Below are 17255 nucleotides of genomic sequence, written 5' to 3' on the forward strand. Positions count from 1 at the left end.
GCACCCAACCATGTGCCGCGGGTTTTGTCCATGGCCACTCCGGAGGACGGATCAATCCAGAATATAGACAACAGAACGTCAGCGTCGGCTGATAATACAGCTTTGGATTGTATCGTCGCGCCTATCTTTTTCTGATTGATTTTGCCAAAGTTCTGGTGATTTCAAGACCCATGGGGATGTAAATTGTCATAACATCCACTATCTCATTGGGTAGATAAGAAAAAACAAGGATAGGACAGATGTCGAACCAACAGTTCGAGGCATTGATTCAGGAAACTCAGACCAAAGTGCGTGAAAGTCAGTCACAGATCGAAGGGCTGACCTCGCGGATTGAGGCCGCGCGCGCCAAGATCGGCACTGCCGAGGCGGATATCGACATCGAGAACGCGACGCTTGAGGACGTGCATGCCCATACCGAGGTGATGAATGCGAATATCGCCGAGCTGATCATGGGCCTGGACGACGTGACCAACGCCTTTTCCAAGGATTTCGACGAGATGCGCTCGAAAACCGGGTGGGAGAGCTTTGTCGGCATCTTTGCCAAGGCCAAATCCGAGTCGATGCGGCAGGAGCGGATGCGCACCGCCAATATCGACGACAAGCTGCAGGACCTGATCGCCAAATCCGACGTGATCGTGAAGCTGCTGGAAGGGCAACTGGCCGTACTGGAAGAACAGCGCGTGAAGGTCGAAGAGAACCTGACCGTCACACTGGATGATCGCGAGGCCACTGTTGCCGAGCTGGAGGCTCTGCGCGCTGAAATTCAGAATATGGACCCGACGATTATCACGCTGGAGAACAAGATTTCGGTCGAACAGGACGCTGCCGCGCGCACTCAGTTGGAAACCGAACTGGCCGAGTTGAACAAGCAATACAACGCCAAGGTTCAGGAGGAGCAGGTCAAGCTGGCCAAATCTCAGACGCTGGAGCGCTATATCGAAAAGGGCAAGACCTGGGTCGATTCACTGCAGAACCAAGCGGCGACGCAGATGGTGCTGATCAACAAGCTGCAGACAGACACGCAACAGCGCGTCGTGCTGTATGACGCCCTGACCAAATCGCTGAAAACCGCGCAACAGCAGGACGTGGCTCACCGCATCAATGAGATCGGCGTGCAGACCGACCAAGAAGCGCAAACTGCCATGGCCGCCATCGGCACGGCGACCAACCAGAAAATGGCCGACATGCTTGAGGCGCATGAGGACCACATGGTCTTTGCCCGCGACGTGCTGGAGAAAAAGGCCAAGGCGGATGAACGCTTTGCCCGCCGGTTCGCCTCGATTGTCGAGAAGCATGATAAGAATTTGTATGGGGGCTCTTAAGGAAAGGCTCCGCTATGAGTGAAGGCGAAAGACGTCCTCCTCCGGCGTTGTCTCGCAAGGACATTGACCTACCGGATTGGGTTGAGACGGCGATGATCGTGCGGTGGTTCGCCATTGGGATTGGCGTCGTTCTATATTGGATCACAGAGTCCTATTGGGCTATTGCGTTGAGTATGCTGGTATTCTTCGCGGTCGGTCACATCGTCTATCGCCATTACCGGAAAGAAGATCCTGTTTCCGCTGAAATTGCGTTCTACAACGAGAACGATGGCTACCATTCGGGTGACGGCGATGGTGATGGAGATGGTGGAGACTAATGAATACTAACCCCACCCAAGACCATGTCGGCCTGACCGACACTTTCGCCTCGCGCCGCTATTTCCGCAAATTCGAAGTGATCACCGTCCACCTTCTGCGCGTGGCCGCGACGATGGAGGCGGAGGGCGCGATCAGCAAGCAAGAGGTGCGGATCGTGTCGCGTTACCTCTCGGGGCTGCTCTACACCTTCCGCGCGCTCAGCATGAAATACCTGCTGGTCGGGCGCGACACGGGGCGGTTCTTTGGCAGCCTTGCGATGGACAAGCGTGACAGCGGGTTTCCGGTGGCGGCCGAGTTGCTGACCATGGCCAATGACGCGCAGCAGGCGCAGGTGCATTTGGCGAATATGCCATCCGAGGATGATCTGAAAACCGACATGGTTCGAACGATCATTGGTGATCAGGCAATCCCCACCAAACTACAATTTGCGCTGTCGCAAAGGCTCTATTACGAGGAATTGCTGAAAGGTCAGCTGTTCTGGGCCCGCAACGATCCCGAGTGCCACTGGATCGGGAATGAGGGCGAGCGTCGCAAGTTCATGATCCACTGGGCGGTCTATGACAGCCAAATCAACCTGCCGGTCATCTATCTGATGCAGTTGGAGGACAGCGGCAAAACGGCCCTGCCCAAAGACCAGCGCCGCTGGCCTGAGGTGCAGGCGCATTTGATGGCACAATCCTTGGGCGGGTTGAAGCTGGTGACCATCGCCAAGGGCTTCGATCAGGATTTCGACGACCTGCACCCCAAGCACCTGCGCCGCATCCATGTGGGGCCGATGTATTCCTCGGCCTATACCGAGCAATCCGGCCCCCTGCGGCAGGTGCTGGAGGATGCGCAGGCGCCCGAAGGTCAGGACTGGGCACTGGCCTGGACCACCGAAGAACTGCAAAGCGAAGAGGTTATCGAGGAGCGCGCCGGTTGGTTCTCAACCGTTGAGCGCGAGGTCTTTGCGCTGGACCCGTTCGGCGGGCAGGGGGCCGAGACCGGGGCCACGCGCACCCAGCGGTCGATCATCCTGCCCCAGCGCCCGTTCCAGGTGCTGGCCGAGCGTAACCCGCCGGGGTTTGCAGATGTGCGCAAGTTCGTGGTCAGCAAGGCGGGGCAGGTGTTGAGATATTGAGGTTTTCGCCTTCGGCGAGAGTATTTTTGAAAAGATGAAGTGAGGGCGGCTTTTGAGATGAGTTTGACGTCAGATCAGATGGAATTGCGTGAGGCGGATATTCGCAAGCATTATCCGGCGGCAACCGCTTTGCTGAACGGTTTCGAACACGCGCCTCGGATTGCAAAGGCGGTGGAGGTGGCGCTTGAACAGTCTCCGGGCGTTACGACTGGGCGAAGATTTCGGTCGACGACACCGGGTTTGGTGACGCGGCGCACGGTGCGCGCCGATGGGGTGCATCTGGTTGAGCGGATCGAAGCCTCGGATGAGGGCGATGCGCTGGTGTCACCACCGCAGGCCACCACACAGCAGGCCATCCGGCGCGCCATCGCCATCGCTCTGGCCATAGGTGAGGCTTATGCGGAACAGACACCGCTAGCCGATCTGAAGCGGGCCAATCTGGCCGGGGATTTGCCTGCCGCCCGCAAGACCGAGTTCTCGGAGTTGCTGACGGCGGAGGCTCTGATCACGTCGCACGTGTTTGGCAATGCGCTGGCTTACCTGATGTCCTCACATCTGGGCGAAACAACCGTTGATCTCGGCGAGATCGAAGAGGTTCTGACCGACAACGGCCAACTCGCTCTGCACGGCGCGTTGTGGGAACTGGACCAGACCTTTGCCAAACACGCTCCCGATGATGCGCATTTGATCGCCGCAACCAGCGCCTATGCCGAGCAATTGATGGAGAAAGCGGCCCTGCGCGCACAGTCTGCGGGTCACCTGGCGCCATTCCAAAACGCCGCATGGCATATCGAAGCCGATGACCTGACCATCCGGGGTTTTGAGCCGGCCTCAAAGGCCAAATCCACCACCCTGACCATGACGTTCAAGAAACCGAACGAGGTGGTCGGCAACCATATCGCCAAGTATCAGGCGATGAAGCTGGCCAAGATGGTGATGGCCTATGATTTCGACCGCCGTTTGAACCCATTCGCCGAGCTTGGCGGGTTCATCTTTACTTTCATGGGTGACGGAAAGCCGGGCACCGGCAAGACCACCCTGATCCAGATGATGGCCGGTCTGATCAACGACTACTGCCAGAATGCGGGCTATCCGTTCCGCTATCAGAACCTGAGCACCGACAATATCGACAGCTATCAGGGCAAATCAGGCCAGAACGCCAAGGCGTTTATCAACACGATTATCGACCCCTCGGTCATCGGGTTCGGCACCATCGACGATATCGACCAACTGGCAGGCAAACGCGGCGACCGTCAGTCCTCGGCCGGGCAACTGGAAATCACCGCCGTGCTGATGGAGAGCTTTGCGGGCGCCAACACCGTCGTGCGCGGCAACTGCACCTTTGGCATGTTCTCGAACTACCCCGAGAATGTGGACGACGCCCTGCGCCAGCGGGCGGGCGCGCGCTTTCTGGTGGACGGGCCGCAAACGCGCGAGGATTACATCGACATCCTGCACCTGCTGATGGGCCGCAACCACGAAATCCCGCTGGGCGAACACGAAGCCTATGCCGCGCAAGAGATCAAAAAGGCCGTTGCCGCCAGTTTCGAAAGCCATTCCCGCCCGCATGAGGATGCCTTGCTGCAGGTCTATGACCGGGTTTCCAGCGAGATCGGCCATATGGACACGATCGCCAAGCTGGGCACCTATCTCAAGGCGATCCAGCAGGCGGATGAGCGCTTTACCGGCCGCGCGATCAAGAACATCACCGACGCGGTCAAGGTCCGCGCGATGGATTTCGAACTGCCCGACGAATGGATGGAAAACCCCGACCTGTTCCTGTTCCGCGACTACGACACCAAGAAGGCGATGATCGAAGACCTGCGCCAGCCGATCACGGTGGAAATGGTGATCCAGGAAATCAACCGCTACGCTGACAGCGAGTTCCGCTACGCCGACAAGAGCGACGAGGTCGCCATCGAAAACGCGGTGCGTGAGATGGGCCGGATGGAAGAGGCCAAGCGGCGGTATCTGGAGGGGAAAGGGTAGAATTCATTTATGAAAGCAATTGAGAAAATAGTCGAAATCCCAATCTATTGGAACGACCTAAAATCGCTTTCACTTGACGAGAAAGCCCTTCTTGCGTTGGCAAGCTACGCCGCTTCTGAGTCTAATACGATTAGCAAGCTGTACTTGTTTTCCACTCACAAGATGACGGGGGACGAAATCGTGGACTCGGCGATTTCAATTCAAATCATGGTTTTGCTAAGATACTGGTCTGCAAAACTCTTTGAGTTTTTTGAAAGCATCTCTGAGATATCCAATTCCCGCGGTACAAAAGACGATAACGTTATTCGTCTCGCCAAGGAATCCTTCGATGCGTTTTCAAAACTTGAAGAACTTAGTGGATACGAAATTGCCCGCGCCATAAGGCACGAAGCTACCAATCACTATTCCTTCAAGGCCGCTAAAAAAAACATCGGTCACGTTTCAGATCGAGCGAACTGCAAGCTGTACTTGCACAACAAAGATGGGAACTCATGGTATCCATTTGGCGAAGAAGTAATGTTTAGTGGGCGTCTAAACCGAGCCGGCGCATCCCTTAGGACTAAAGAGGAAAAAAACCAGCTACTGAAAGACTGGTTGGACTGGAACCTGAGTGCGACACGGTGGGCTAACAAAGCATACGAGTTGATCGCAACCGAATTAGTTTTGGATCGCTTGCCGGATAGAAACGCGAGACAAAAATTGCTATGGTTAGAGCCCGAGCTTGTGGGTGAAATTGAAGGGCGAAAAACACCGGTCTTTCTGAGAAACGGGGTAGGCAGATGATCCGCCTCATCGAACAAGGCCTGATGTTCGGCAACCTCGTCCACATCTCCAGCCCGGCTCTGGTCGAGCGGTATAACCGCGCGTTGCAGCATCTGGCGGGCAAAACCACAGAGCTGACGGATTTTCATGTCGATATCTCGGGCTATTCGCCGGAGGTGGGGATTGAGCTGGAGGATGAGCTCTACCTCAACCCCAACGGCGTCAACCGTCAGTTCATCCTGCTGACGACGGAACAGAAACGCGCGCCTTTGCTGAACGTCAAATTCTCGACCTCGCGCGATATCCTGCGCGAATTCATCGAGATGAACGAGGCGCAGCTATTCGCCCTGACTGCCACCGATGCGGTGGCCGGAGAGTTGGTGAACTCGGTCTTCAAACTCACCACGCCGCGCGACTTGCTGAACCTGCGCAAAATCGAGATTGAGGCTGATACCGCAGGCGGCACCCTGCGCAAGGCTCAGCAACTGGCGGGCATGGTCGAACGCTTCAAGTCCGAAGAGGATGCCTGGTTCGACGATGTGCTGATTGCAAAGATGATCGCAACCGCGAAGGAAACCGGCGACGTCACCCGTAACCCCGTCCGACTGCGCCATACTGCGTTTGAGCAGCGCAACTTCTGGACGGCGCATTTCGGTGGTTTGTACCTATTCCCGGATCTGGATCACCCGGCGGCGATTTGTATGGGGGGCAGGCCGGATGACCTGCCGATCAAGTACATCTTTGGGCCGTCGCAGCGGAACCAAATTGCAAAATTTCTCGACTACAACGATCTGGTCGAACCCATCGTCAAGGCGCGCGGCGTGGATGCCGCCGCAATCCTGCAGCAGAAGATGGATTTCCTGACCATCGATGCTGCTGCGGATGCCGATGTCGATCTGACCGGGCTGGACCGCAGCGACATGCGCCGTCTGGCGCGCAACCACTCGGACCGTCTGCCCGAGGCCTATCACGGTCTGGCGCAGTTGCTGCGCTGGGCGACGGACGGCGGGCCCTGGCCGCGTATAACTTCGGATCATCCGGCCTATTTCTATACTTTGCGCGCCGCCGATACGCCGCACCGCGATCTGGTGAATATGCTGTTGGCCGAACTGGCCCCGCTGGATCCGCGCCAGATGTTCATTTGCCACAAAGAGCTGTTCTACCGCACTTATTCGACATGGCCGGAAACCAAAAAAGCCTATGTTGCCGAGTTCCTTGCGCGAGAGTATCAGGTGGACAAGGCAGGCGCCCGGGCCGCGCTGTTCGGGCATGAGCCGGACATGAGTGGCAGTGATCGGGTCAGCGATGATATCATCGCGCGCGTTGGTCCCTGGGGCGCAGTAGGGAGAAGTTAAATGTTGGTCGCACTCCGCTTTCTGATCCCGTTGCTGATCGTTCTGACCGTCCTTTACGTTGGCGTGTCGATCTATTCCCGCCGGGTGCGACGCAGTAAACTGATCGCACATTGGGAGAAAAAGGGCATGACAGGCGACAGGGACGCCTTTGTCCAGCGCGGGCTGAAAAAGTACGACGGATCGTTTCGCCGCAAACTGATCCTTGGGATCTATGTCGTGCCGCTGGGCCTGATCGCGATCCTGATTTATGTTTCGAATTTCATGTGAGGGTTTGACTAATGCGTTATGTCAAATGGGCCATCATCATCCTGTTCTGGGGTACGATCGCGGCGGTGTTGAACTACACCCTGCCGCAGCATGACGTGGTTCGGATCTCGGACACCTATGAAAAACGGATCGACCCCGGTGAGAACAGCATCTTCTGGTCGGTTCATGATGTCGGCAGCGACCCGACCACACCGAACCGTGATGTGTTCTTCATCCAGACCCGCAAGACCAACGGCAAGGTCATGGTCTATCGGAACGAGGATACAGGCTGGGGCTGGCCGCCTTACTTCAAGCTGAACTCCTCGAACCTGCAGGCAGAAGCGGCAGACCTGAAATCAACAACCGAGGCGCCGCGTTGGGTGGTGGTACGTCACTACGGCTGGCGCAGTGAATTCCTTTCGATCTTTCCGAACGCCGTTAAGATATGGCAGGTCGACAGCCCGGATGTGCGGATCATTCCATGGTTCAACATCATCTTCCTGACTGTTTTCTTCGCCCTTGTTTGGGCCATCTGGGTGCGCTGGCGCAGGTTCCGAGAAGCCCGCATCGACCCAATGATGGAGAATGTGGAAGACGGCCTGTATGCCGCAGGCGACGCGATCGAGGAACGCAGCAGCAGGTTTCGCAGGTGGCTGAACAGTTGGAAGTCAAAGTAGGGGCCGAATATGACTGGGCCGGCCTTGGTGTCACCGAACAATGAATTCAGCATGCAGCGCACCGGCGGCTTTGATCGTCTTCAATATGTCGATCATGTCCCGTGGAGAAACGCCCAATGCGTTCAAACCTGCCACCACTTCTGACAAGGTTGTCGCTTCGGGTATTTCTGCCAGCCCGGTGCCTTCTTCTTCGTCAATACCGGCGACGGTTCTGGGAACGACCACCGTTTCGCCACGCGCGAACGGGTTGGGCTGGATTGCGATCGGAGCCTCTTCGACGGTGAGGGTCAGATTGCCTTGGGATACCGCCACCCTCGAGATACGCACCTCTTGACCCATCACGATGGTGCCCGAGCGTTGATCAACCACGACACGAGCCTTGGTTTCCGGCTCTACCAGGATGTTTTCGATGCGCCGAAGTGCATGCGCAGCTGATCGTGCGCCGGTGGCAGGAATGCTCAGTTCCACCGTGCCGGAATCTCTCATGATGGCCACGGCCTTTCGGAATTCTGAATTGACTGCAGTTTCGATTCGTTCAGCCGTTGTGAAATCCGGTTCTCGCAGGGCCAAGCGGATTTGACTGAGCGACGACAGATCAAATTCGATTTCACGTTCAACCCGGGCGCCGGACGGAATGACGCCAGACGTCGGAACTCCGCGCACAACGGATGCCGCCTCGCCCTCTGCCACAGCGCCGCCGGCCAGTACCGTGCCTTGAGCCACTGCATAGATCTGACCGTCCGCCGCGTTAAGCGGTGTCATGATCAATGTCCCCCCAAGCAGGCTTTTTGAATCCCCGATGGCGGATACGGTCACGTCAATCTGTCCACCGACTCGTGCAAATGGGGGCAGGCTGGCGGTGACGAGAACAGCGGCGACGTTTTTGGGGCGAAAGTCTTCTCCGGTAACGTTGACACCCAGCCGTTCTAGAATGTTGGACATGATCTCTTCTGTGAAAGGCGCATTTCTCAGCCCGTCACCGGTTCCGTTCAGGCCGACGACAAGGCCATAGCCGACAAGGTCATTGCCGCGGACCCCATCGAAATTGACGAGATCTTTTAATCGTATTGCCCCTGCGGAAACCATGCCCGGCAACAGAAGCAAAAGGAGAACCAGAATTTTCATCGCAGGAAGTTCACCAGCGACAGGTTGGCGTTGCGAACCGTAACGGAATAGAGACTTTCGAGCTGAAACTGTACGGTCTGTAATCGCGCTGCGGTTTCATAGGGATCGGCAGCTATCAGTTGATTCCGGCTGTATTCCAGGCTTGTCCTTGCGGCGGCGTTGCGCGACGTTGCCTGGTCGACGCGGGCCTCGGCTGCGCCCACCTGCGCGCGAAGCGTCACGGCGTCGTCACGTGTATTGGCCAAATTGACACCCAATTGCGTGAACACCGCAGTGCGCTGATCGGGCGCCAATGCCAATGAAGCATCCGTAGCCAGCGCCGCAAGCGCTATGTCCCTCAATGCGGTTTTTAAGGATGGGTCCGTTGCTGTTACGGGCAGGGAAATACGTTCGTTTTCCGAAATTTGCATGGGCGCAAGGGGTGTTGCGGAGCCCTGAAAAATGACGGCGTCGAAGCCGAGAGGGTCGTTGAACCAGTTCTCGGCCGCCAACATGATGTCAGATGCCGTGACCTGACCGGTCACTTCCGTGCGAAGCGCTGCCAGCAACGTTTCAGCCGACGGCAGCGGAGAATTGTCCGTTGCGGTCCCTGAAAACAGGCTGCGTCCGCCAATCCTTGTATTCAGCGCGGAAATCATCGTGTCCAGTTCGTTCCGGGCCTGAACCGAAGCCTGTTCATGCGTCACAGCGTGACTTGCGCTGCCGAACGCCAGCAGCGCGTTGGACAGTTCTCCGACCGAGTTGCTGAACATGGTCAGGCTTTTCTGCATGGCATCCGCAAAAAGGCCAGCTTCGGCAGTCGCGACTTTGTAAGCGTCAAGCCGGGTCAGTTTGTTCTCAAGATCCAGTAAGTGCGAATAGTCACCGCCCAGTCGGTGCGACATGTTCTGCACTTTTCCACTCGACATCTCATATGAAAGATCTTCGATCTGGGTTTTGATTTCCGTCGCACGAGAGCGAAGCGTCATGCCCCGCGCCAAATCGCCAATGGCAGTCAAATTCATGATTACAACCTCAGCAATGTGTCCATCAATTCGTCCACGACCGAAATCAACCGGGCGTTCGCGGCGTAGGCCTGTTCGATCTGCATCAGGCGTTGCAATTCCTGATCTGTGCCTACGCCTTGTTCAGCCTCGATCTTTGCCATCTCAAGCTGTGCGTTTGTTGCAAAGACCAGGCGTGCGCTGGCTGTGTGTGCTTTGGCACCGACACGAGAGATCATCGCCTCGGAAATCTCGGTGGCCCGCATGTTTCCGGTTCCGAACGGTGAACCTGCGACCGGGCGCGCGGTTTCCAGAATCGCTCCAAAAGCCTGTAGTTGAGTGGAATCCCCGGGAGCACCCGGAAGGGTGGCGCCTAAACCGGCGCGCAGTTTCCAACTTGCACCACCCGCGTCAGGGTCAGCGATAGTATTGAACCCTACGCGGGACGCGAGGCCTATGGTGAGCGCTGGGTTCAGACGTACGCCGTCATCGGTGAACAGGCCGGGATCTGTCGGCAGCACGGTTGGATCCAGGCCCGGGGTTTCGAAACGCTCGACAAGGTCGCGCGCGACGGTGTCCAGATCATTCTGAGCGTCGATCGACAGTTCATCACGGATCTGGAACTGCGCCATCAGCGCACCGCCCCGAATTTGCGCCGAGTCACCGCTGGTGCGTACAGGATTTCCATTCATTTGAAGGCCTGACAGCAGCCCGTTCGCCACCGTCATGTGCGGCTTGGTATCACCCGTCGTTGCAAACGAGAATTTTGCCGCGCTTCCTTCCAGCAGGATCAGACCACCTTCGGAATAAAGCGAGATTTGATCGTTCTCCCGGGGAACAGAGTTGACGGGGACCAGTTGATTGACCTGATCGACCAGAACCTGTCTTTGATCCAGCAGCGCCCCGATATCGCCGCCTGAATATCGAATTGCAGGGATTTTGGCGTTCAGGGCCTCGATATCTGCAAGCATCTGGTTCAGCTTACTTACATGACTGCCGATCGTGCGATCTGCATCCGACCGAAGTTGCTGAACCCCTTCCGACGCTGCGTTAAGCCCTGCGGCAAGATTCCGTCCGGCCCGGGCGACCTGGTCCAGTCTTTCGGCAGAGTCCGGCAGGCTGGCGGCAGTGATAAGGCTGCCTTCAAACGTTGCAAGACGAGCGGTTAAGGAAGACATGTTGTCGGGCTTTCCGACAAAGGTTTCGAGCCTTGCGTGAAAGTCCGAAATCGCGGTTTGGCGCGCAAGATCGGCATCCGTGACGCGGCGGTTCGCAGTGATCACGGGATCATGGTGGCGGACAACGCCAACTGTTTGGACGCCATTTCCTGAAACCGGGCTGGTCGTCAGTTCAAGGGTTCTGCGTGCGTATCCCAGTGTCAACGCGTTTGCGATGTTTCCCGACACGACTGCGGCTCCGCGGCTTGCGGCCGTCAACCCGCCAAGAGCGTTGTGCAATGCAGTCGACATATTCATGAGACAGGTCCTTTCAATCGGCCGTTACAGGGATCAGCGTTTAATATTCGTGGTCTCCTGAAGCATTTCATCCACGGTCTGAATCACCTTGGCGCTGGAGGAATAGGCGCGCTGAGTCTGGATCATCGACGTCAGTTCGGTTGCCACATCCGTCGTCGATTCCTCACGCGCGAATGAGACCAGATCGCCCGTCGGCCCTTCGCCTGCGTTCCAAAGGAAAAAGGTGCCGCTATCGCGGGAAGGCGCGTAGGTTTGGCTGTCCAGGGCAGTCAATCCGTTGGGGTTCGGGACGTCGACCAGCGGGATCTGAAACATGCGGCGACTGACGCCTGTGTCGTAGAAAGCGTAGACATAGCCATTTTCGTCAACCTGAACGCTGGTCATCGTGCCGACAGCGGAACCGTCGCGTGTTATCGATACCGGGGCAAACGTGTCGGACAACTGCGTGATGCCGTCCGTATCGCCAATCTGTCCGATATTGATCTCCATTGGACCGCCCGCAACATTGACGACAACGCTGCCTGTTGCGGGATCGTAGGCGCCTCCTGAAACCGCCGTGACACTGGCCAGCGTTCCGCCGGCGGTGCGACTGTCGGTAAAGGTCAGCGTGTACTCTCCGATGATGGTTCCGCCGGACGCGGAATCGCGCAAGGTCATGGCCCATTCATTGCTGGACCCGGTCGCCGGAACAGTCGGGGCAAGTTCGATATCCACGTTTTCAGACTTGCCCAGATTGTCAAAATACTCGACCGACAGGGGCTGGGTATCGCCTGGTGCCCCTGCATCCGTCGCGGTTGCGGGCAGGTTCATGCGCAGGTTCATCTGCGTGGTCGGCGCCCCCGAAAGCTGATTGACGCTAAGCTGGATGGGTTCCAGCGCAGCGGGGGTGTCGCGGGGAACACTGGGGATCGAACCATCGGGTCCGGCACGCCAGCCCAGCAGGACAAGGCCGGATTCCGTGACCAGATATCCCTGATCGTTCGTTCGAAAGGATCCTGTGGTGGTCAGCAGCATCTCATTTGAACTCGACCCAATCTGTGAACTGGAGCGCACGGGCAGCATGCCACGGCCTCGGACGGCCAGATCGGTTGAATTGCTCGTCGTCACCAGCGAGCCGCGCTGATCAATCAGGCGCTGACTGGTGGTTCTGACGCCGCCTGCTGAATAACTGCCGCCCTGACCGGATGTGACCATCGAGTGAAAGTCCGTCTCGACCCGCTTGTATCCGAACGTGGAAGAATTGGCGATGTTGTCCGAAATAGTGGCCAATCTGTTCGCATTCGCCTTCAATGCAGCCACACCGGCGTTCAGGGATGAAGAAATAGTCATTGGAACGCCCTTCTGTTGCGTCAACCGTTGATGCAACACCTAGCGCGCGGCCTCTTAACAGCGCGCTAACAGGTAAAATGCGACCTATCCTTTTGCGGTCATGACCTGCGAAGGAATATGATTTCAACGCGGTTGTTGCGCGTGGCCATGGGGTTTTCGCTGACCAGTTCGCGGTCCGCGTGGCCAGTAACGCGATCCAGCCGGTGCGTTGCCACGCCCTTGTCCTGCAGCATCCTGCGCACGGCTTGGGCACGTGTCGTGGACAATTCCCAGGCGGGGTTATGTGCCAGCACCACCGGCGACGACGCGACATGGCCTTCGGCAGCAATTGCATTGGTCACAAGGTCCGAGGATCTGGCTACCAGCAGCATCAGGGCTCGCAGGACGGGTGTTGGATTGTCCGTTCCCGTTTCGAACAGGGTCTGGTCGTCCGTGTCAAACAGTTCCACCACCAAGCCTTCATCCGTGACGCGGGTCACGATATGTTTGAGGACCTCGTCCGAGACCAGGCTTTCGCCGGTGCGTCCAAGCAGTTTCGCTTCGAGCGAGGTGAAATCCTCGAATGCCCCCTTGCTTCCGCTGCGGGCATCCACGCCGCTTGCGCCGCGGGCCTGCCTGGCAATGGTAGGCTGTCGGCTGCTGGCACCCGAGCCGTCCATTACCATGGTCTTTTCCGAGAACATGTTGTTGCCGCCAAAAGCGCCGTCGCCACCGCCAGAAACCGGATTCACCGGTATTGTGGGCGAAAAATAATCCGCCAACCCTTTTCGTTGTTTTTCTGTTGTTGCATTCAGCAGCCACATCAACATGAAGAACGCCATCATGGCCGTGACAAAGTCGGCATATGCGACTTTCCATGCGCCACCGTGATGGCCATCGCCACCCGAAACACGTTTCTTCTTGATGATGACCGGCACCGCATTGGATTGCGCACCCATCTTCACCACCTTTTATCACCCACAACCGGGTTATCAGGGCAGGTCTTAATGGCCGCTTAACACTTAAAACTGTTCCGAAATCTGTCGTCGTTCAACGCATCAATCCGCCAGCGGCACGACGTAGGATCAGGGACAGACGGTTAAAGCTGTTCTCTATCCCTTCGGGATCGGGTCTTGCGAAAAACGCATCCAGATCTTCATGCGCGCGAACGGCCTGATCCAGCAGCGGGTCGGTGCCTTCGGTATAAAGCCCGGCTTTGACCATGATCTCGGATTGCTCATAGCTGCCGACGAGCTTGCGGGTTTCCGAGATCAGCCTGTTTTCGTCTTCTGACCCGGCTTCGGGCAGGCAGCGCGAAACCGACCGGCTGAGGTCGATTGCCGGAAACCGGCCACGTTCCGCGATGTCACGGCTTAGGACGATATGCCCGTCCAGAACACCGCGCAGAATGTCGGCAACCGGTTCGTCCATGTCGGACCCGGCAACCAACACGCTGAAAACCGCGGTGATATCTCCTTGCCCGGCAGTGCCGGGCCCGGCCCGTTCGCACAGACCGGCAATCAGTGGTGTGACGGATGGTGGAAACCCGCGCAACGATGGCGATTCGCCCGTGGTGACGGCGATTTCACGATGAGCCTCGGCAAATCGCGTAATGGAATCCGCCAAGAACAGAACGTGCAACCCCTGATCGCGCATGTATTCGGCAACCGACATCGCTGCCCAAAGGCAACGCCGTCGAGCAAGGGCGGACTGATCAGAAGTGGCTGCGACGACAACAGACCTTTTCATCGTCTCAGGACCCAGAGCTTTGGCGACAAACGCGTTCACTTCACGGCCCCGTTCCCCGGCCAGAGCGACTACAACCACATCTGCCTGCACTGATTTGGCAAGCGTCGCCAGCAATGTGGATTTTCCGACCCCGGAACCGGCGAACAACCCGATTCTCTGGCCCTGCACGATGGGAAGAACCGTGTTCAGCATCGACAGCCCGGTTTCCAGTCGCTGCCCCAATCCCCGGCGTTCAACGGCGGGAGGGGGAGATTGAACAATGTTCCTCTCCTGCGAACCGCTCAGCAAGGGCTTGCCGTCCAGCGGCTTGCCGAACGGATCGACAACCCGGCCCAGCCAGTGCGTGTCCGGCGCGAAAACTGGTGACGGTTCAAGCTGCACCCGATCCCCAAGGCTGACCCCGTCCGGTGCCGATTCGGGCAGCATGTAAATTTGGTCGGCATCCACACGCAGTACTTCACCCGCCAAATCCGGACCTGGCCGGCGCTGCAATGTCAGGTTGTCTCCGATCCGGGCGTGACCCGTCAGACCGGCAACTTCGATCACACCGCCAGAGACGCCTCTGACAAGCCCGACGTTTCGGACGGCCGACATCCGGTCGAATTCACATTTCAGAAGCGTTGGTTCGATCTCGGGCATGGCCGGCCTCCATCCTGGTTCTGAAAACGCTTTCTAAAGGAATCGGGGTTAAGCCTTGATTGAAACGGATCGAGGGAGAAGCCCCGATGTTCTATGACCTGAACGTCTTTAAAACAGCGTACGCAATGGCAACCCATGCCGGGCAAAGGCAGGCTGTCATCTCGCGCAATATGGCCAACGCGGATACGCCGGGATTCCAGCCCCGCGATATTGACGCCTTTCACACAGCGTATGACAACACAGACCGTGAATCGGTCATGTCTGCGACCCGTCCGGGCCATTTGCATGGAACGACCATCGGTGATCACCTCTGGTCAGAGTACAAGGCAGAACCGACCGGCGATCCCAACGGCAACGGTGTCTCGCTGGAGGAGGAGATGCTGAAAGCCGTCGAGGTCAAGCGCCAGCATGACCGCGCGCTGGCGATCTACAGATCCTCGATGAATGTCCTGCGCGCCAGCCTGGGCCGGTCGTAAAGGGGCGAAGACATGAGTGATTTTTCACATTCCCTGACAGCCTCGGCCAGCGCATTGCGAGCACAGGCGGCTCGTTTGCGCCATGTTTCGGAAAACATATCCAACGCGGATACTCCGGGGTATCGCCGCAAGACGGTTCCGTTCGAAGCGGTTGCGCAAGGCGGCGGGGAAACGGTTCAGGCCGGGCGCGTCAGGCTCGACCGTCGCGACCTTAGCCGGATCTACGATCCTGGCCATCCGATGGCGGACGAGACCGGGCACTACCGGGGGTCGAACGTCGATCTGATGATCGAAATAGCCGACGCGCGCGAGGCGCAGCGCAGCTACGAAGCCAACCTCAAGATGTTCGACCAGACCCGTCAGATGTCGTCGAGCCTGATGGAACTACTCAGAAAATAAAGGAAGCCAGAATGGATGTCCGCTCAATAACCGCCGCCCAGAACTACGCCGTTGCGCGCCCAGCCACTCAGGCTGCCACAGACCACGTTGGAATGGCGCAAGGCTTGCGGTCAACGTTTCAAGATTTTGCGGAAACCCTGAAACATAGCGAGCAGGTGGCAGAGGCTTCGATGGTCGGGCAGGCCGACCCGCATGCGCTGGTGCAGGCCCTTGCGCAGACCGAGCTTGCCGTGGAAACGGCGGTTATCGTGCGTAACAAAGTCGTCGAAGCCTATCAGGAAATCCTGCGGATGCCGGTCTGATCGATGCTGAGCGAGGGGCAGTTCTACGACATCCTGCGGCAGGCACTGTGGGTTGCGGTTATCACGTCTGTGCCGATTCTGGCGGTGGCGCTGGTATCGGGACTGGTCGTGGGCCTTTTTCAGGCGCTGACATCGGTGCAGGAGATGACACTGACCTTTGTCCCCAAGCTGATCGCGATAGTCGTCGTGTTCTGGATTTCCATGGGCTTCATTACCCAAACCCTCGTGACGTTCTTCTCGTCGACACTCATCCCTCTGATCGCAGGAGCCCGCTGATGGATACCGCCTATGTCACCCTGTCCCGCCAATCCGGGCTGATGAACGAGATGCGGCTGGTGGCCAACAATATCGCCAACGCAAACACGACCGGCTACAGGCAGCAAGGCCTGGTGTTTTCCGAGTACGTGAGGGACATGTCAAACGATCCTTCCCTCTCCATGAGCAGGGCCGAAGTCCGCAATACATCGCTGCAACAAGGCGTTCTGACCGAGACCGGCGGGCAGTTCGACTTTGCAATCGAAGGTGACGGGTTCTTCATGATCGAAACGCCCGACGGCAATCGCCTGACCCGGGCCGGGAGCTTTTCGCCCAACGCGGATGGCGATCTGGTGACGATGGACGGGCTGCGGGTACTGGACAGCAACGGCGCCCCCCTGTTTGTTCCGCCGGATGCCGCAACACTCGATGTCGGCGGCGACGGCACTCTGAGCGTCAATGGCCAGCTACTGGGGCAGATCGGGGTGTATCAGGTGGCCGACACAGGGGGGCTTATTCGCGAAGGCAGCACCCGGTTTCGCCCGGCGGGCGACGTTGAGCCGGTTGACGAACCCGTAGTCCTGCACCGGTTCCTGGAAGGTTCAAATGTCAACGCGATAGATCAGGTCACACGGCTTGTTGAAATTCAACGGGCCTATGAGCTGGGACAGAGCTTTCTTAAGGCCGAAGACGAGCGGGTTCGAGGGGCTCTCAAGGCCTTGATGCGCTGATTATTAACCAGGGGAGATTTTGAA

General features: G+C 57.7%; 19 protein-coding genes. 13 read left to right on the forward strand and 6 right to left on the reverse strand.

Going from position 1 to position 17255, the window contains the following annotated elements; translation table 11 throughout:
- Positions 1–239: 239 nt before the first annotated feature.
- The 8 genes from ACR0CG_RS17790 to ACR0CG_RS17825 are packed head-to-tail and all read left to right on the forward strand — an operon-like array spanning position 240 to position 7789.
- Complete coding sequence (locus ACR0CG_RS17790) at positions 240–1322, forward strand: hypothetical protein (protein ID WP_480526559.1); 1083 nt, start codon at positions 240–242, stop codon at positions 1320–1322.
- A gap of 14 nt (positions 1323–1336) precedes the next feature.
- Positions 1337–1639, forward strand: a complete 303-nt coding sequence (locus tag ACR0CG_RS17795) for a hypothetical protein (RefSeq protein ID WP_480526561.1) — start codon at positions 1337–1339, stop codon at positions 1637–1639.
- The gene (locus ACR0CG_RS17800; RefSeq protein ID WP_480526562.1) at positions 1639–2760 is read left to right on the forward strand and encodes a hypothetical protein; all 1122 of its coding nucleotides are present in this window, start codon (positions 1639–1641) and stop codon (positions 2758–2760) included. Before ACR0CG_RS17795 ends, ACR0CG_RS17800 begins: the two co-directional genes overlap by 1 nt.
- 57 nt (positions 2761–2817) lie before the next feature.
- The gene (locus ACR0CG_RS17805; protein WP_480526564.1) at positions 2818–4749 is read left to right on the forward strand and encodes an AAA family ATPase; all 1932 of its coding nucleotides are present in this window, start codon (positions 2818–2820) and stop codon (positions 4747–4749) included.
- Between the two features lie 9 nt (positions 4750–4758).
- Positions 4759–5532: a hypothetical protein gene (locus tag ACR0CG_RS17810; protein ID WP_480526565.1), complete on the forward strand. Its 774-nt coding sequence runs from the start codon at positions 4759–4761 to the stop codon at positions 5530–5532.
- On the forward strand, positions 5529–6866 hold the full coding sequence (locus ACR0CG_RS17815) for a DUF6638 family protein (RefSeq protein ID WP_480526566.1): 1338 nt from the start codon (positions 5529–5531) through the stop codon (positions 6864–6866). The genes ACR0CG_RS17810 and ACR0CG_RS17815 overlap by 4 nt, the downstream gene beginning before the upstream one ends.
- On the forward strand, positions 6867–7133 hold the full coding sequence (locus ACR0CG_RS17820) for a hypothetical protein (protein ID WP_170805816.1): 267 nt from the start codon (positions 6867–6869) through the stop codon (positions 7131–7133).
- A gap of 11 nt (positions 7134–7144) precedes the next feature.
- Complete coding sequence (locus ACR0CG_RS17825; RefSeq protein ID WP_170805817.1) at positions 7145–7789, forward strand: DUF1523 family protein; 645 nt, start codon at positions 7145–7147, stop codon at positions 7787–7789.
- A gap of 30 nt (positions 7790–7819) precedes the next feature.
- Here ACR0CG_RS17825 and ACR0CG_RS17830 read toward each other — a convergent pair whose 3' ends face one another.
- The 6 genes from ACR0CG_RS17830 to ACR0CG_RS17855 all read right to left on the reverse strand — a co-directional run bounded on the left by ACR0CG_RS17830 (position 7820) and on the right by ACR0CG_RS17855 (position 15068).
- Positions 7820–8914: a flagellar basal body P-ring protein FlgI gene (locus ACR0CG_RS17830; RefSeq protein ID WP_480526569.1), complete on the reverse strand. Its 1095-nt coding sequence runs from the start codon at positions 8912–8914 to the stop codon at positions 7820–7822.
- Positions 8911–9918 (reverse strand): flagellin, encoded by a 1008-nt coding sequence (locus ACR0CG_RS17835; protein WP_480526571.1) that lies wholly within the window; start codon positions 9916–9918, stop codon positions 8911–8913. Before ACR0CG_RS17835 ends, ACR0CG_RS17830 begins: the two co-directional genes overlap by 4 nt.
- 2 nt (positions 9919–9920) lie before the next feature.
- A complete protein-coding gene (flgK, locus tag ACR0CG_RS17840) occupies positions 9921–11372 on the reverse strand; it encodes a flagellar hook-associated protein FlgK (protein ID WP_480526573.1) in 1452 nt (483 codons plus the stop codon).
- A gap of 33 nt (positions 11373–11405) precedes the next feature.
- Positions 11406–12701: a flagellar hook protein FlgE gene (locus ACR0CG_RS17845; protein ID WP_480526575.1), complete on the reverse strand. Its 1296-nt coding sequence runs from the start codon at positions 12699–12701 to the stop codon at positions 11406–11408.
- A 98-nt stretch (positions 12702–12799) separates the two neighbouring features.
- Positions 12800–13639: a flagellar motor protein MotB gene (locus ACR0CG_RS17850; RefSeq protein WP_480526577.1), complete on the reverse strand. Its 840-nt coding sequence runs from the start codon at positions 13637–13639 to the stop codon at positions 12800–12802.
- 91 nt (positions 13640–13730) lie between these two features.
- Positions 13731–15068, reverse strand: coding sequence for a FliI/YscN family ATPase (locus ACR0CG_RS17855; protein WP_480526579.1), 1338 nt, complete (start codon positions 15066–15068; stop codon positions 13731–13733).
- Positions 15069–15154: 86 nt separating this feature from the next.
- On the opposite strand from ACR0CG_RS17855, the gene ACR0CG_RS17860 reads away from it, so the two are divergent.
- The 5 genes from ACR0CG_RS17860 to ACR0CG_RS17880 are packed head-to-tail and all read left to right on the forward strand — an operon-like array spanning position 15155 to position 17231.
- Positions 15155–15544: a FlgB family protein gene (locus ACR0CG_RS17860; RefSeq protein WP_480526653.1), complete on the forward strand. Its 390-nt coding sequence runs from the start codon at positions 15155–15157 to the stop codon at positions 15542–15544.
- A 12-nt stretch (positions 15545–15556) separates the two neighbouring features.
- A complete protein-coding gene (gene flgC, locus ACR0CG_RS17865) occupies positions 15557–15943 on the forward strand; it encodes a flagellar basal body rod protein FlgC (protein ID WP_170805825.1) in 387 nt (128 codons plus the stop codon).
- 11 nt (positions 15944–15954) lie between these two features.
- A complete protein-coding gene (fliE, locus tag ACR0CG_RS17870; RefSeq protein WP_170805826.1) occupies positions 15955–16245 on the forward strand; it encodes a flagellar hook-basal body complex protein FliE in 291 nt (96 codons plus the stop codon).
- A 3-nt stretch (positions 16246–16248) separates the two neighbouring features.
- Positions 16249–16521, forward strand: coding sequence for a flagellar biosynthetic protein FliQ (locus tag ACR0CG_RS17875; protein WP_480526581.1), 273 nt, complete (start codon positions 16249–16251; stop codon positions 16519–16521).
- A complete protein-coding gene (locus ACR0CG_RS17880; protein ID WP_480526583.1) occupies positions 16521–17231 on the forward strand; it encodes a flagellar hook-basal body complex protein in 711 nt (236 codons plus the stop codon). Before ACR0CG_RS17875 ends, ACR0CG_RS17880 begins: the two co-directional genes overlap by 1 nt.
- The last annotated feature ends 24 nt before the right edge of the window (positions 17232–17255 follow it).

This window comes from Ruegeria sp. AB8 (assembly GCF_056542605.1).